This window comes from Reichenbachiella ulvae (assembly GCF_025833875.1).
In the GTDB taxonomy this organism is placed as follows: Bacteria; Bacteroidota; Bacteroidia; order Cytophagales; family Cyclobacteriaceae; genus Reichenbachiella; species Reichenbachiella ulvae.
Window position 1 is genome coordinate 1,288,554 of record NZ_JAOYOD010000001.1, and the last position, 16,745, is coordinate 1,305,298.

Here is a 16,745-nt window from a genome sequence, read left to right on the forward strand (position 1 = left end):
TAGATAGCAGAGTGCTCTATATGAGATCAACTCTAATTCAACCTTTTGGTTCTGATCTATTGTCTTACTTATTTGGTTCGCTTTATGGTATCCTTTTTGACTAATGTTGAATTATCCGTATCCGCCTTCATCCACACCTTGTGGTTTTTAGCAGCAGGACCTTTCAATGCTGGTCTATCAGATACCACAGCGATTTCAGTAAAGTCTTCCTTGTTCTCCTCAGCCCAAACTTTATTATTCTTAGCCGCTGGGCCTTGTAGTTTTTTGGCATTGTCAGACTTCATTACTATAGTCTGCTCTGTTTTTACATCATCCTTCCAAGGCTTGTAGTTTTTAGCTGCAGGACCTTTCAAATTATTTCTTCCTTGTGCGCCAGCAAAAGTAGCTGCCGTCAAAAACAAAATAGCAATTATTACCTTTTTCATAGCTCTGTGTATTTAGTGATTCAATCCGTTTTATTCATCTATACAATTATACGTGCTATAGAGGCCGGATTTACTCTAAGAAAAATGGTAAATAATAGTGGTAATAAATCCTGAGGACAGGCATCCGTATTTATACGGATACTCTTAAATCAAACTCAGTTTTGTTGCTTTTTTGATCAATTCAGCGGTGTTTTTGACGTCCAGCTTCTTCATCATATTTACGCGATGAGTCTCAACTGTACGCGTACTTATGATCAATTTATCGGCAATTTCCTTTGTGGTGAGACCATCAGAGATCATTTCTAGTATCTCCATTTCTTTGGCCGAAAGCTTCTTGGGCTGGTTGCCTTCCATGGCCATGATGTTGATCATTCGCTCGGATATGGTCGGATTGAAATACTTCTGTCCTTTGTATACCGTATTGATGGCCTGAACCAGCTCTTCCTCATCCGTATTTTTCAACAGGTAGCTATAGGCCCCACTCCTGACGCACTTCACGATGTAGTTGCCATCATCATGCATCGAGATGGCTATGGTTTTGATTTTTGGATATTCTTTTTTCAACTTGGTCAATGCCTCAAAACCATTCATCTCAGGCATGGTCAGGTCCAGTAAAAGCACATGCGGAAGGTCTCCCTTTTCTAAAAACTTAAACAGTTCCACTCCATTGCTAAGGCCGGCTAATACTTCAAATTCATCATTTCCAGCTAATAGGGCACTCATGCCGTCTCTGAATAACTGGTGATCATCTACAATGGCTATTTTAATCTTTGTCATTTTTCTTTGGGATTTCTACTTCCACTTCTGTTCCTGTTTGATCCGAATGGATCATAAAGAGTCCATTAAATACTTCTATTCGCTCCCGAATGTTGCGCAAACCTGATCCTGGTTGAGATTCGTTTACCTTAAAACCCTTACCATCATCCTGATAAAACAAACTGAATCGATCTTCAAATTCTGTCAATGACAGCTTGATACTTTGAGCTTCTGCATGCTTGAGCGTGTTATTGATCAGTTCCTGACAGACTCTGAATATGCATATATTAATTTCTGGATTCAGTTCAGTATCCTCATCAAATGATGAGTTGATATAGCGGATGTCCATATCAGAGGACTTTCTGACCAACTCTACAAAATTTTCCAGCGCCTTCCCTACTCCAAAGTCAATCAAGGCCTGGGGCATCAGGTTATAAGACATCTGCCGGATGGCGGTAATGGTATCATCCACCATTCTTTTCATCTTCAACTTGTCGTCCTCGTCCATGTCTGCCGACTGAACCGCCAGCTTGAGCGTAGTTAACAATGGACCTAATCCATCATGCAACTCTCTAGACAGCCTTTTTCTTTCATTTTCCTGTCCCGTGATAAGCGATTGCTTGGAAAGCAAACGGTTTTGATCTTCCTTCTTTTTGAATTCAATCAGCTGCTTCTGCATTTGCATCAGGGATTTGCCCAATACATCACTTTCGCCGAGGGGCTTATGGCTAGAGTCCAAATTCATACTACCCAACTCATGCGAAAACTGGATCGCTCCACTGATACTCTTTTTCAATTCATCCAGCGCATTGAACATTTGGTTGATCTCCTGAGCAGGGTAATGCTTAGTGAAGCTGATATTATATTTTCCTACAGACATACTGGTCAGTAGATCCCGCATTTTTAATAAGGGCTTGGAAAAAAGATCCATCAGAAAGAAAGACAGTGCAATGGAAACGACTAATACCAACAGTGCAATAAGCAATAGCTTGGCACGCATTTCCTGTAGCGGTATGTTGACTTCTTCTACATCTATTTCGGACAAAATGCCCCAGTTGAGGTTGGGTACATTGATGCGCTGATAGGCACTGAACACTTCCACTCCCCGATAATCTGCAAACATGCCGGTGCTGTCCTTTCCTGCTAGGGATTTGTCTACTCCCTGGGTATGCGCTTCAATATTTGATGGGATTTTGGAAGGGAAAAACCGAGAAACTGAACGCAATGAATAGTCTACTCCAACCAGATAGGTCTCTCCACTCTGGCCCATTCCGGTTCGCTCCAGCAGGATCTCCTGAATGCGTGGCAATCGTTTTACATTCATCAAGTACCTGCCACTATCCAAAACTTCAATGAAGGCTAATTTGATTTTACCCTGTTCATCGCACTTGCTCACGTCATAGATGCCTGAGGTAATCACTCCATCAAAAGAGAAATCGGAACATAGGTGCTCGGTAGGATCGGTAGTATAATAAATGTTATTCTCCAGATTATCTCTAGACTGGAGAATAACATTCTCATGAAACTCCCCCCATTCTGATTCTAAATAGTGCTCGATCTGAACACATTTTAGATTTTTAATAGAGGCCAAATGAAGCAGTACCCGTTCGTTGAGTGCCTGCTGGAATTGCTGATAAAAGAATATGGACAAAGACGCAATGGTCAATATGATTAGCATATTGATCATAAGTGTCGTCCAAAGCCTGATACTGATACTGTTCATTTGTTTAGCCATGATTCAGCAACGTCCAATTTAGACAAACAAATGATGAATAAAAACGGTAACACAGATCAGACTGCAATAATAATCAATACAGGTGTTATTCTGTTTCAAATCATGTTTTTTTCTGTGTGTATCTTAAATTTTATTATCCTTGCGGTTGGTTTTGACAACAAGCCCCCAAAGCTGATAAAAAACTGGATAACGCTTTATTATTGGATACATCAAATTCATTTTTATGAACAAAAAATCTATTTCGCTATTGATTATGGCATTTGCTATGCCTTTGATCAGCTGGGGACAAGACAGCAGTCTGGATACAGGAGATACGGCCTGGATGCTCGTATCGACCGCACTCGTGATGCTGATGACCCCCGCAGGTCTAACCTTGTTTTATGGAGGACTTACCCGAAGAAAGAGTGTACTCAATACCATCGGTATGAGCTACACAGCTTTTTGTACCGCCACCATTGTATGGGTAGTGATCGGATACAGTTTGGCCTTCAGTGAGGGCAATGGTTTTATTGGAGGATTCGACTACTTTATGCTTCGAGGCATTAAAATCGACGACATCTCCGGCACGATACCTCACCTACTCTTTGTCATGTTTCAGGGCACTTTCGCAGCTATAGCCGTCGCATTGGTGAGTGGTTCTATCATCGAGCGTGTAAAATATTCTACCTGGTTTATTTTCTCCATTCTTTGGGTAATGTTCATCTACTCTCCTATTGCTCATATGGTATGGGGCGGTGGCATCCTAAGTGATCACGGAGAGCTTGACTTTGCTGGCGGTACCGTCATTCATATCAATGCAGGAATCTCAGGTTTGGTTCTCGTGTATCTCGTAGGTAATAGAAAAGGACACAAAGGGCTGGAGCACCGTCCTTCATCCACCAAACTAATGCTGCTGGGTAGTGCATTGTTGTGGTTTGGATGGTTTGGTTTCAACGGAGGTAGTGAGTTAGCTGCTGACTTTATTGCAGCCAATGCACTGTTGGTGACTAATGTCGCTGCTGCAGCAGGTGGATTGGCATGGCTCACCATCGAGTGGATGACTAGCCACAAGAAACCGACTTTGCTAGGATCTGCCTCTGGTGTCGTATCTGGTCTGGTGGGAATCACCCCAGCATCTGGATATGTTGATGTGAGTGGAGCTATCCTGATTGGTCTGATTTCTGGTGCCATTGGATATTTTGGTGTGGTTAAACTCAAGGTGCTATTAGGGTATGACGATACGCTGGATGTATTTGGCATTCATGGTTTAGTGGGAATATTCGGAGCAATAGCTACCGGGTTTCTGGCCAACCCAGATATCAATGGAGAAACTGGCCTACTCTATGGAAATCCAGGTCAAGTAGTTCCTCAGCTGGTGGCGGTTGGTGCCACGATTGTTTATTCTGGAATCGGATCGATCCTACTTTTTAAAATCACCACTTTGGTGACAGGTGGTGGGCGTGTAGAAGATGCACTAGAAGACCAGGGTATGGATCTGGGCTATCATGGAGAAGAGAGTTTTGATACTGAAGATTATATAGAACCAACCAAAGCATAAGATAGACTAATTACTAAATAACAAAGGCCTTTGAATCAATTCAAAGGCCTTTTTAATATAAATTTAAATGTAGTAGATAAGCCCCTTCTGAGCAAACCTTAACTGATTTCTAACCGCCAAATTAGAATTATAAATACTTTTTAATCTCCTTGAATTTTAGGTTTCTTCGATAGCCTGGACCTTTCCAGGAATCGCTCCTTCATCATAATAGGTAAGGTAAATCCCTGAAACAATATAGAACAAACCACTACCACATAAGTCATGGTTATCATCAATTCTTTGCCAGGAAAATGACTTAGTGCCAATATCAATGCGATGGGCAAACCTCCCCTGAAGGTTCCCCAGCTCATCACCGATACGGTGTTTTTGTCAAAGGCCACATGAGAAGACATCATCTTAACCGGCACAAAAACACTGAGCCATCTACCGAACAAGACTATATTGACTGCTATGAAGCCCACTGCGAAGTAGTCCATTCTTAGCTCTATCACCAGCATTTCCAGTCCCATGAGGACAAATAAGAGTACGGCCATCGTCTGCTCCATCAAGTTCCAAAATTTATAAACATAGTTGTTGACCACACCTTTTTCACTAGGATCCTTCTGATCGACACGTCCCAAATTACCAATCATCAGTCCCATTATCAGAGCCACCAGCTTTGAGTAAATATTAAAGTACTCTGAAATGAAGGCACCCACCATCACCAGGGCGATCGTGATCAATACCTCAATGTGCATTTCCTCATTGTCGATGTAATTGAGAATGAGATACCCTACATAGCCCATACCGATTCCAATGGCTACACCGCCAATGATCTCAAGACTCACCACACGAGCTACTTCTACAAAAATCATTTCGTGTCCTTCAGAGACTTGCATCACATGATAAAGGACAAATGCCAATACGACCGAAAAGGCTCCATTAAAAAGAGACTCGCCTTCTATTTTTACAGTTAGTTTTTTGGGCAGAGAAAACCTGCCTGTGATATTCATCGCTGAGATGGGATCTGTAGAAGAAATCACAGCACCAAACAGCAAACTGAACATATACGATACCTCCAGATTGATCAAATGCAATACACCATATAGGATACTTCCTATCGCTATGGTGGATATTAATGCACTGAGGATAGACAGCATGATCACCGTAAACTTCAGATCTCCCAGTCGTTTTAGGTTCATTTTAAGCCCTCCTGCAAAAAGAATCACACTGATTACTACTTGATTGAGTACGGGGCTAAAATCAAATTCCTTGACATGAGCTGCTACATTGAGGGAAGGAAACATTCTACCCACTATAAGTACTGTAAAGGACAGTAAGAGGGTGAGTATCATCAAGCCAACCGAAGAAGGAAGCTTCAGATAAAATGTATTGATAAATATGAACAGGCCGGACAGGAAAATAAGGAAAGCGACTACATCAAATAAGTGCATAACATTTCATGGTTTTGTTCTTTACAATGTTAGAACAAGGGGTCACAAAATGTAATCTCAGAAATTTTGTAAATCTATTTCCGTATTAATACGGAGTGCCTTACTCCTCCGTGTCCCTTGGGGGCTCCAAGCTCTTTAAAAAAGCCACAACAGCTTCCCAGTATTCTTTATGGTCCGTTTGTCTGACCCACAGCGCACTGGATCCATGGTTGCCCAAAGTCTCGCTTGGAGTGAAATTCATTTTGCCTGATGCTGAAATCGCATCATATATCGCTTGCCAATTGGCTATTTCATTCCTTGCTGAGGCAATGAAAACTGGACAGTTGATGTTAACAGTACTTTGCTTGATCCAGTCTCCAGGTTTGCCTTGAGATCTAAAATATTCTCCTGGTGAAAATGAAAGTACAGCCTGTGCCTTACCGGGGTTGTCACCAGCATATTTGATCACCAATGCTGAAGAGTAGCTACTTCCCCACAAGATCAATTTGTTACTGGTCATGGCGCGACTGTATTCTACCGCTGCAGCGATATCTTGATAGGCGTCCACATATTGTGTTTCACGCATCAGTGCCCTTGCGTTCTTGTTGGTCTCATTGCGAACACCATTGACCAGATTGCCAGAGCGTAAATCCACCGCCAGGCAATTGTACCCTAATCGATTCAAGGTAGGTGCAATCTCTAAGTATTCCCCTCGACTCCATCCCGCTTGATGAAAAAGCACAATCATAGGAGCGGTTTTAGGGTGTGCCATATGCAGGTCTGCGACTACTTCCACTCCATCTTCCGCCTTGAAAGTTACCCTTTCAGAAGCCTGGCTATTCAAAGTAAATAGAACAAGGATTATACTTAGAGATTGTTTGATCATAATATGATTATACTGCTACGCTGTTTTCTCTCAACGCGTCGTTCAAAGAAGTTTTCTTATCTGTACTTTCTTTTCTTTGACCAATGATCAAAGCACAAGGAACGTTGTATGTACCGGCAGGGAATTCTTTGGCATAGGATCCAGGGATGACAACTGAGCGCTCTGGTACATAACCTTTGTACTCCTTAGGCTCACTTCCTGTGATATCGATGATTTTAGAACTCATGGTTAGGTTAACACCCGAGCCTAAAACGGCTTCTTTACCTATTCTCACACCTTCTACCACGATACATCTCGAACCGATGAAAGCATTGTCTTCAATGATTACAGGTGCAGCCTGTACGGGCTCCAACACACCACCGATACCTACTCCACCACTCAGGTGAACGTTTTTACCAATCTGTGCACAGCTACCTACAGTTGCCCATGTATCCACCATGGTTCCTTCGTCTACATACGCTCCGATGTTTACATAAGAAGGCATCAAAACAGTACCAGAAGAAATATACGCTCCATATCTAGAAACAGCATGAGGTACTACTCTAACACCGAGTTTGTCATAGTCTTTTTTCAAGGCCATCTTATCATGGAACTCAAAAGGACCTACTTCGATTTTCTCCATTTTTCTGAGAGGGAAATAAAGGATAACTGCCTTCTTCACCCAATCGTTCACTTGCCATCCGTCGGCAGTTGGCTCAGCGGTTCTCAATCGGCCTTTGTCCAATTCCTCGATCACAAATTCTATCGCTTTTACGACCTCTGGTTGGTGCAGCTTTGATCTATCTTCCCAGGTTTCCTCTACTAGTTTCTTGATGTCCTCCATCTTATCTCTTGGTATTAAATTTTAAAATTTACTCAGTATCATTTGAGGGTAAAATCTGCGCAATATTAAATAGATTTGGTCTCATGCCGAAGGAAAACATAGCATTCGTCTCCTTGCTCAAACCTGTGGATGACATTCGCAGTTACCACAAGCTAGCCCTTAGTCTTTCCAAACATACTGAGGCAGATATTCATTTGTTTGGGTATCCCACTCAATCAAAGCTAAAACCCACCGACCGAATTCATTTTCATCCCTCAAAACCATTTCCAAGAATCAGTTTTCAGCGCCTGATTGTTCCCTATTCCATTTTCAAAAGATTGCTTCAACTAAAACCCAAGATTGTAGTAGTTAACTCTCCTGAATTACTGTGGGTTACGATTTACTGCAAAATATTATTTGGCACTAAAATCATCTATGACATACAGGAAAACTACTTTAAAAACCTGTGGTTTCAGAATGTCTACCCTCCATTGATCAAGCATGTTCTTGCTCTGACGCTAAGGCTAAAAGAGGTACTAACGGCCCCAGTATTTGATCATTTTTTGTTTGCAGAAAAGTGCTATTCATCTGAATTAAAGTTTATCAACAACAGATATACTGTCCTGGAAAACAAGGCTTTGTCTGCGGTCAAAAGAATTAGGAATGAAAACCATCCCAGGCCCCAAATTCTGTTTAGCGGTACCATCACTGAAAACACTGGTATTTATGAAGCCCTTTCATTGGTCAATGAATTGTCCAGGCATATTAACCTGACGCTTAGGATAGTAGGTCATTGTCCGGAAGCCAAGATCTATCGATGGCTTAAAGAACAAGAAGGTGAAACCTTGAGTTTGCATATCGATCAGCGGCCCATTCCCTATTCCGAAATCGAAGAAGCCATCAAACATGCCGATGCAGGCCTGGTTTGTTATAGAACCAACCCCAGCAATCAGCACTGTATGCCTACTAAGGTATTCGAATATGCAGCTAGTGGATTACCCATTATGTACGAAGAAGGAAGCCATTGGCAATCTTTCATCAAGAAATACACCAAAGGACTTCCGTTTGATTTCAATCAAATAGATCAGAAAAAAGCAGAAGACTTTCTCCATGCCTCTATGGATAGAAGTCAGGAACTTTCGACGTTAAAGGCCTTGTGGGAAGAAGAAGAAATCAAATGGATAGACTGCTTGAAAAAGCTCAAGATATTGGATTAGCTAAAAATAAAAAGCTATTCTTTTACCCTAAAAAAATCCAAATTGGTACCATTCTCCGAAATAGAAAAATGATTGGTGCCATGTAGGGTGATTCGGAAATTACCTTCTTCGTTTTCCAGATAAATCTGATCTTCAGATTTGACTAAAAGGTTCAACCTTTCGCGCTGTCCTCGGTTGATGGTCCATTGATAGAATTGATTATTGACCTCATCGAACCCAATCAATCCTTCTCTAATGTAATTAACACCATTCATATGCTCTATTTCGTAAGCATTCTCTGCAATAAGTGTGAAAGAAATTCGGCTGTCATCATTGCCTTTGAAGCTCCCGTGAAACATCTCCATGATGGTATTCGCATTGGCGCGTTCATTCTCGTCTGGTTTGATTTTAGAGGATAGCTCTATGGCCAAAGCCAGCTTGGTCTTGATAGAATCTGCGGTCAGGCGCAGACTATCGTAGGTATGCGGAACAGGTATTTGTAGAAAAAATTCTGCAAAAGAGGGCCTGTCATTTTTGGTTCTTTGGATTAGCTTTTGATTGCCAATGGTGTTCACCTGTACTACCTGACCATAAACGATTCTACCCTGATCTTCATTCACGTCATGTACTTTGATACTACTGGCATCCAGATTCGAAAGCAATACCTTTCTATCATAATAGGTGTTTCGAGTAATGAAAGAAGGACCATCCGATGAGGTATTCTTAATATTAATCATCCCGGTCTCATCATTGTAGAAAAATCGGTTGCTCCACCATTCCTGGGTTTGCGCATTGTAGTAGCTAATGTTGATCTTTTTCTCTAACCAATCGATGGTTTCAGCAAGGACTTCTTGATCGTTTTGAGCACTCAATTGCACATTGATCCCAAGTGCCATGATGATTAAAACACAGAATCGTAGAATAAGCGGATTTTTCATTGTCGCTAATTTACGACATTCGGCTGTTCCCACCAGCGCGGAAATTTATTATTTAGCTCATCCATGGTAAATGCCTCTCCAATCTTTGGAGTAATGATAGGGATTCCCAATTCCTCGGCTTTAGATGTAGCTCTTTCGACTGGATCGCGCCAATCGTGAAAGGCCAAAACAAAAGTACCCCAGTGTATGGGCATAATGGCCCTAGCCCCTACATCCTGCCCTGCTTGTACACTTTCTTCAGGCATCATATGGATTTGACTCCAACGTTCATCGTATTGGCCACATTCCACCATAGCAAAATCAAAGGGTCCATACTTCTCTCCGATTTCCTTGAAATGTGGTCCGTATCCTCCATCCCCACTAAAATAGATTTTGTCTTCGTTACCCTTGAATATCCACGAGCCCCAAAGTGTGGCATTGCTGTCACCTATCCCACGACCTGAAAAATGACGCGAGGGTGCAAATGCCATTTTGATTCCCTTTAGTTCAGTTTCATCCCACCAGTTCAAAGACTCAATTTTGGATGGATCCACTCCCCACGCTTCCAAATGGGCATCGACTCCCAATGGAACAAAAAAACGACCTACTTTGTCTTTCAATTTTTGGATAGAACCATAATCCAAATGGTCGTAATGATCATGAGAAATTACCACTGCATCGAGATAAGGTAATTTCTCAATAGCTATGGGAAGTTCTTTTACAAATCGGGCCTTCCCCAACATAGGATGTGGGGCAGGAACATCTCCCAACATAGGATCAATCAGAATCTTGCTACCATCCAATTCCAGCAAAATAGTGGAGTGACCAAACCAGGTAATTCTGGTTTTAAGGTTGTTTACAATCTCTAAGGAATCAAGCTTTTCAGGCATCAATTTCTTTTCAGGAGCCCTTTGCTCCTTATTGGTGAATTGCTCCTTGAAAAAACCATAGATATTCTTAGCATTAACTTCCATGGTATAGGTAGGTATCAAGTTGACAAATCCTCCATCCTGATAGTGATCCAGTTTGGCATATTGCAGTTTGTCTGCTTCTGATTGTTTTCCTCCAAATTCTGGATTGAAACGAATAAACAGAAAAACCGCAAGTACTAATATTATGATAAATGTTGCAATACTAACTAGAAGCATAATGAAGATGCGTTTGAACCTGCTTGATGTTATTTTCATTAATTAAAAGGCACTCAAGGTGCATTTTCTAAAGCCAATGAATGTAGGTACGTGGAGTTGGGTATTATGTTTATAATATCAAAAAGAAAAGGATTCCCCGAATACCGGAAAACCCTAATAGAGTGTAAGAGTTATCTTCTACCTTTTCTTTTCCAGGGCGCATTCTTTTGCCAATCTCCGGCCATGATAGATCCATATGGAAGCACTTCATCCACAACTTCACCCAGACCAAATGTTTTCATTTGACACCTAACCGAAGAGGCATCTTTATAAGCAGATGGCAATTCGGTAATATCAATTTCACCAGAGTGAAATCTGATATCTAGGTTTGCTGTTTCTTCTTCAAACACTTCCTGCACTGACCTTTCTTCTTTGGACTTTCTGTGCTGTGTTCTACTTAAGTTTCTACCAGCCCCATGTGGAGCAAATCCCCAGTTGTTAACGGTATGCTCACCTTTTACGATTAAAATAGGCTCAGCCATGTTCAAAGGAATTAATCTTGAAGTTTGACCTTCTGGCAAGAAAGAATCCTTTAGAGGAGTCGCTCCCTTGGCATGATAGAAAAGCTCTCCTTCTTTAAATACAAAGTTGTGCTCATTCCAAAACCTGCTTTTAACTTCTACACCGATCTTATCAGCAATTGCATCATGGATACAAGCGTGATTCAACTTAGTCCATGATCTAATTATTTGTAAGGCCTCCCAATAGGCCTTTCCCTCATCAGTATCAAATGGAATCCATGCATTTTGCTTCAATGTTTCTTTAGAAAGTTGCTTCCTGAACTTTTCAGCAGTAATCATTCCTTTCTTGAACAATCGCGCACCAACACCTCTGGATCCATGATGAGTTACCAGCATTGTATTTCCTGTATTCTTGGATTTTCCAACATAAAGAAAATGGTTCCCATCCCCTTGAGTCCCCAAATGAGCTCTGGCAATCTTAATCAGATTCTTATCATTGAGAAATTTGTTAGACTCGAATGCTTCTAATAATTCTGATGGAAAACGGAATTGCACATCACGATCTCTACCACCCGGTCCAAAATGCGTTACCTTCTCCGCAATATCCATAACCTGCTTTGGATCTATTTCCCCAAGATCGGTCAACATCACCGAGCAGCAGATATCCGCACTATGCATTCCCGGATGGATAGCATTTTTTGTGACCACCACACCTCCTACCGGAATCGTCCCGATGGATCCAGTTGGACACGCGTCTGGCATCAAGGCACCACCCACCACTGTGGGCGTTCGCATTACCTCTTGCATGGTCGCTACCACTGATTGCACATTCTCTTCCTCTATTTCTGATTCAGATTCAATATTGATCGCAAAAGGGACAGCTTCATCTTTTAACGCCAATTGAGGCGGAGATTTGAATTGCTCCAAATACACCATCATCTCTTCATTAGTTAGTTCCCTTTCGTTGATGTAATCGATGGCTTCTCTAAACCAAGCATCAGGTTCAAATCCCATATCGATTAATATATGTCCATCTATTTTTTTCATGACTTTCTGTTTATGCCTGATCTGCTTATTAGTTTAATTCAGATTGAGCAAAAGATTATTAAAACAGTGTATCAACAAGAAGCACTGTCCACTAATTATTTATTTGGCGAGAAAATTCCTCTCAACTGATCTACAATTTGACCATTTCCCGAAACTGTTATCTCACCAATTTTATCGGCAATCTTCTCTACATATTCCATCTCTTTCAGTTTAAACAACATCTCATTTTCAGACAATAGTTTAGCCGTGTTCAAAAGACTTCTAGTTGAGGCAGTTTCCTCTCGCCTAGTAATCACATTGGCTTGTGCTTGTTTTTGAGCTATCAAAACCTGATTCATGATCTCTTTCATTTCACCTGGTAATATGATATCTCGAACACCACAACCCATTATTTCTACCCCTAGCTGAAGAGATTTCGTTTTTAGAGAACTCATGACATAATCACCTACTTCCTCCTTGTTTTCTAACAACTGATCAAACGTCAAACTGCCCACATATTCTCGTAGAGCTAATTGCAAGAAGATATACAGCTGTCTTTCGTAATCCTTATTATCCACAATGGCTTTTTCAATATCTATTACTCTAAATTGAGCAAAGAAATTGAGTCGAAGCGCAGCTTTATCCTTAGTCAATATTTCCTGACCAGAAACTTCCAATTGCTGTTGTCTTAAATCAATTCTTGATACAGCAACCTCTTGTGCATTCTTCCAAAAGTAGTATTCACCAGGATCGAGTATTCGATCCATTTTGTTATCTACAAACAACACACCCTTCTCAAAAGAGTCCACTTTGCAAATTCGAACATAAGGCACCAATTCCTTTCTTTTCAAAGCTAAGAGCTCAACGGCCTCTGTGATTTCAATTTTACTTAAATCAACACGAGTAAACCTATAATCCACCAAGCCTTTCCAATAAGTAAATCTACCCGGTCCTAGAATTCCACTAAAGTTTCCGTTTCGATAGAGTAATACCATTTCATTATCTCCAACTTCAATCAGATGTAACAATGCGGCTATCTTTTCATCCTTCAGGAGCACATTTATTTCGATAGAAGGATAAAATGGCTGAGCCATATCGTAGCTGAGGAATGTCTCAAATGGACCGATCCAATGCAATCCTGCTGTGAGCACTCTTTTGTAATCACCATTTTTAAAAACCAAACCGACATTGCCAGCACTAATTCTTATCCTTTTCATCGTTATTATAATTATTAGTTAAAATTCATTTTTAAGAAAGTAGAAGAGATCGCCATCCTTCCAATGTGGAATGTTGATTGAGTCTGATTCAATAATTTTCAGTTCTCGTTCAAGGCATACCCTTATTCAATAAAAGAGCACGTGTTGAAGTTGAAGTAAAGACCACCAAATCGGACGGTATCCACACCATTCAAGACAATGTCCAGACTGCTATTAAACCCTATTAATAGCGGGCTAAACCTAATCTGCTTTCTGATAGTCATTTTTAAAAGTTGACCTTCTTTTGAAGTAACAATGGGCATCTACCCACCTACTGTTCTACCAATTGAACTATCCCATTGCAGGGAGTGGGGCTCGAACCCACAACTAATAGGGCTTGTTGTTCTAACCGCTGAACTATCACATATGGACTGTGAGAGGGAGTCGAACCCTCGCTTGCAAGCAGAGAAAATCACGTCCGGATGGAGCAGCATATTCTTAGGGAATACTGCGGAGCTATACAGAAACTCTCACCAGGTCTCCGATTCCTTTCGCACTTTCACGCTTCCTATTTCAGGAAGATCATTGTCAACCCTTTGGGTTGAAAGCATTTTTTAATTATTCAAAGAACAAAATGTGGGAATGATAGGGTTCGAACCTACTCAGCCACATAGCACCAGATTTACAGTCTGGCCCAACTCTCCATCGTTGGCGCATTCCCATTTTTTTCAATACCTCTCCGCCATATGCGGAGAGGGTGGTAAGTCTCATTGACTATTGATTTTCAATGATGTTTCAAAGTTGAAGCGCTGCTGCGCAGTCTTTTTGCGCAGATGAATTATCTTTCATTTTTTTATAAAAAAATTGAATATGCCTGTTAATAGGAATGCATTGATCCGTTATAAAACCATTGACAACTGTCTGAGAAACCGATTTCGAAAATGGACATTGGAGGATCTGATCGAAGCTTGTTCGGAGGCACTTTACGATTACGAGGGAATAGACAAGGGTGTAAGTCGACGGACTATTCAAATGGATATTCAAATGATGCGTAGTGACAAACTAGGTTACCACGCACCTATCATAGTGGAAGAAAAAAAATACTACACCTATTCTGATCCCGAATACTCTATTACCAATATCCCACTTACCGATCAGGATTTGGATAAATTATCTGAGGTGGTTGATATCCTTAAGCAATTCAAGGGGTTTACGCACTTTCAGGATTTGAGTGGAATGGTTCAAAAACTCGAGGATAAAATTCATGTCAGCAAAACAAATCAAAGACCTATCATAGACATTGAGAAAAATGAAAACCTAAAGGGACTCGAATTTATTGATCCTATTTTTAGAGCTATTTCTAGCCAAAAGAAACTAATTATCACTTATCAGTCATTCAAAGCTAGAAGCAGTAGTCTATTTGAATTCCATCCTGCATTGCTCAAAGAATGGCGTAATCGCTGGTTTGTGCTAGGTAAAAAAAGACCTTCAGACAACTTTATGATGTTGGCGCTCGATCGAATAGAAAAGCTTGAAGTGTTAGAAGAATCAGTAATGGACTACAGCCAGTATGATTTGTCTAATCACTTTAAAGATGTAATTGGAGCTACAGTCAATGTAGGCCAAGAGCCACAAGAGGTCAAAATTCTTGTATATGGTAAACATGTACCCTATGTTCTGACTAAACCCATGCATCACAGCCAAAAGGTCGTAGAAAAAACTAAAGAAGGCGTGATCATATCTTTGAGAGTACAGCACAATTTTGAGTTGGAAAAGGAAATCCTATCCTTTGGCGAGTTTATGAAAGTAATTGCTCCGGCACGTCTTAGATCTAAAATAAAAGAACGCCTATCCCATTCCGTAGATATATATCAAACGGACCTGATGCAAAGCCAAATCAAACACTATCCACAAAAGTTGAATGCGAGAGGCTCCACTATCATTAATTCAGTGTATACTCGAAAGGCTATAGGTAAGATTGGAGCCATCCTTTATAAATACAAAACCAATGAATCTGGAACGACTCAATCGGTGTATTCGATTCGAAACCTTTTAGGAAAGCTACCACAACTAAAAGACTACTTGATTAATGCGAATATTCGAAAAATTTTGAACAACATTGACGAAAAGCTGTTTTTAACAAAAGCCATCTACTTTGATAAACCAGCGGAATCGAACTGGTATGTCACATGGCATCAGGATAGCACAATTAATGTTGACACCAAACTGGAACTACAAGGGTATCAAGGCTGGACTAAAAAGGAAGAGTTCTATGGTGTTCGGCCACCAGAGGAGATTTTAAAGAATACCATTACGCTCAGAGTACATTTAGATGATACCAACGAAGAAAATGGTGCATTGAATATCATCACTGGATCTCATCAAAAATTATTAAACAAAGATGAAGTGCAACTAATTACGCAAAATGCTTGGCCCAGCACATGTGATGTACGCACTGGAGGGATTCACTTGATGAAGCCTCTCCTGCTTCATTCCACCCCAAAAACTGTCAATCAAAAAAACCGAAGAGTTATTCATTTAGAATTTAATTCCTTGGAATTACCTAATGATATACATTGGGCAGAACGAATGGAGATTAACTAGATTATACTTCAGCACACACCTTATTGCAATATGCTTCTTCCTTATTCAATGAAATAGCTAAATCATTGAACCTAAATATTAATGGTTAAAAAAACCCGATTAGCTCATGTGTTTTAAAAGAAAAAGCCTTTCATTTGACTGAAAGGCTTTGAACTCATTTCTTTAAAATCTGCCGGGCCTGGGTGAGACTGGTTTGAACTTTTTGGTTCATCTCTTCCACTGACTCTGCCTGTTCCTTGAGGTCTATCAAGGTCTCTTCAGCTTCTGCTCGCACCTCTTCTGACTCATAAGTATCTGGCAATCCTTTGGTTATTTGCTCTGCGGTAAAGGCATCAGAAAAACCTCGCATCCATACCATCATACTTTCATGTGCTATATCCAGGTCTTCAATAGCCTGCAGCTTCACACTATCATTCTCTGTACTGTCCAGAGTTGCTGCAAGTTCTTTTTTCAAACTTATGAGATTTCCCATTTCGGCCATGGCCACATCATGTACCTCTATCACCTCTTTCATCAATTGATTGAACTCAGTACTAACAGCTTCCGGTTTTTTTGATCCACAAGCCGATAGTATCACAATCAATAGTATACTTATATATCTCATA

14 protein-coding genes and 1 tRNA gene are annotated in these 16,745 nt (G+C 40.7%); 3 read left to right on the plus strand and 12 right to left on the minus strand.

The window, feature by feature from the left end:
- Nucleotides 1-68 precede the first annotated feature (68 nt).
- The 3 genes from N7U62_RS05085 to N7U62_RS05095 form a co-directional block, all read right to left on the minus strand.
- A complete protein-coding gene (locus N7U62_RS05085; protein WP_264136811.1) occupies nucleotides 69-425 on the minus strand; it encodes a hypothetical protein in 357 nt (118 codons plus the stop codon).
- Nucleotides 426-569: 144 nt separating this feature from the next.
- On the minus strand, nucleotides 570-1,202 hold the full coding sequence (locus N7U62_RS05090; RefSeq protein WP_264136812.1) for a response regulator: 633 nt from the start codon (nucleotides 1,200-1,202) through the stop codon (nucleotides 570-572).
- Nucleotides 1,189-2,904, minus strand: coding sequence for a sensor histidine kinase (locus tag N7U62_RS05095; protein ID WP_264136813.1), 1,716 nt, complete (start codon nucleotides 2,902-2,904; stop codon nucleotides 1,189-1,191). The genes N7U62_RS05090 and N7U62_RS05095 overlap by 14 nt, the downstream gene beginning before the upstream one ends.
- Nucleotides 2,905-3,139: 235 nt before the next feature.
- Between N7U62_RS05095 and N7U62_RS05100 the strand changes: the two genes are divergently transcribed.
- Entirely contained in the window at nucleotides 3,140-4,453 is a 1,314-nt protein-coding gene (locus tag N7U62_RS05100; protein WP_264136814.1) for an ammonium transporter, read from the plus strand.
- A gap of 140 nt (nucleotides 4,454-4,593) precedes the next feature.
- Here N7U62_RS05100 and N7U62_RS05105 read toward each other — a convergent pair whose 3' ends face one another.
- The 3 genes from N7U62_RS05105 to N7U62_RS05115 all read right to left on the minus strand — a co-directional run bounded on the left by N7U62_RS05105 (nucleotide 4,594) and on the right by N7U62_RS05115 (nucleotide 7,574).
- The gene (locus N7U62_RS05105; RefSeq protein ID WP_264136815.1) at nucleotides 4,594-5,886 is read right to left on the minus strand and encodes a cation:proton antiporter; all 1,293 of its coding nucleotides are present in this window, start codon (nucleotides 5,884-5,886) and stop codon (nucleotides 4,594-4,596) included.
- A 100-nt stretch (nucleotides 5,887-5,986) separates the two neighbouring features.
- Nucleotides 5,987-6,751, minus strand: a complete 765-nt coding sequence (locus N7U62_RS05110) for an alpha/beta hydrolase (RefSeq protein WP_264136816.1) — start codon at nucleotides 6,749-6,751, stop codon at nucleotides 5,987-5,989.
- Nucleotides 6,752-6,758: 7 nt separating this feature from the next.
- Nucleotides 6,759-7,574 carry a 2,3,4,5-tetrahydropyridine-2,6-dicarboxylate N-succinyltransferase gene (locus N7U62_RS05115; protein WP_264136817.1) on the minus strand — a complete coding sequence of 272 codons (816 nt, stop codon included), beginning with the start codon at nucleotides 7,572-7,574 and terminating at the stop codon, nucleotides 6,759-6,761.
- A gap of 83 nt (nucleotides 7,575-7,657) precedes the next feature.
- Between N7U62_RS05115 and N7U62_RS05120 the strand changes: the two genes are divergently transcribed.
- The gene (locus N7U62_RS05120) at nucleotides 7,658-8,770 is read left to right on the plus strand and encodes a glycosyltransferase family protein (RefSeq protein WP_264136818.1); all 1,113 of its coding nucleotides are present in this window, start codon (nucleotides 7,658-7,660) and stop codon (nucleotides 8,768-8,770) included.
- 14 nt (nucleotides 8,771-8,784) lie between these two features.
- Here the strand turns inward: N7U62_RS05120 and N7U62_RS05125 are convergent, their stop codons facing one another.
- The 5 genes from N7U62_RS05125 to N7U62_RS05145 form a co-directional block, all read right to left on the minus strand.
- Nucleotides 8,785-9,687 carry a hypothetical protein gene (locus N7U62_RS05125; RefSeq protein ID WP_264136819.1) on the minus strand — a complete coding sequence of 301 codons (903 nt, stop codon included), beginning with the start codon at nucleotides 9,685-9,687 and terminating at the stop codon, nucleotides 8,785-8,787.
- 5 nt (nucleotides 9,688-9,692) lie between these two features.
- Entirely contained in the window at nucleotides 9,693-10,814 is a 1,122-nt protein-coding gene (locus N7U62_RS05130) for an MBL fold metallo-hydrolase (protein ID WP_264136820.1), read from the minus strand.
- A gap of 170 nt (nucleotides 10,815-10,984) precedes the next feature.
- Nucleotides 10,985-12,361: an RtcB family protein gene (locus tag N7U62_RS05135; RefSeq protein ID WP_264136821.1), complete on the minus strand. Its 1,377-nt coding sequence runs from the start codon at nucleotides 12,359-12,361 to the stop codon at nucleotides 10,985-10,987.
- Between the two features lie 95 nt (nucleotides 12,362-12,456).
- On the minus strand, nucleotides 12,457-13,557 hold the full coding sequence (locus N7U62_RS05140; RefSeq protein ID WP_264136822.1) for a slipin family protein: 1,101 nt from the start codon (nucleotides 13,555-13,557) through the stop codon (nucleotides 12,457-12,459).
- 616 nt (nucleotides 13,558-14,173) lie between these two features.
- Nucleotides 14,174-14,257, minus strand: a tRNA-Tyr gene (locus tag N7U62_RS05145).
- 149 nt (nucleotides 14,258-14,406) lie between these two features.
- Between N7U62_RS05145 and N7U62_RS05150 the strand changes: the two genes are divergently transcribed.
- The gene (locus N7U62_RS05150) at nucleotides 14,407-16,140 is read left to right on the plus strand and encodes a WYL domain-containing protein (RefSeq protein ID WP_264136823.1); all 1,734 of its coding nucleotides are present in this window, start codon (nucleotides 14,407-14,409) and stop codon (nucleotides 16,138-16,140) included.
- Between the two features lie 154 nt (nucleotides 16,141-16,294).
- Here N7U62_RS05150 and N7U62_RS05155 read toward each other — a convergent pair whose 3' ends face one another.
- Nucleotides 16,295-16,744, minus strand: coding sequence for a hypothetical protein (locus N7U62_RS05155; RefSeq protein WP_264136824.1), 450 nt, complete (start codon nucleotides 16,742-16,744; stop codon nucleotides 16,295-16,297).
- Between the last annotated feature and the right edge of the window lies 1 nt (nucleotide 16,745).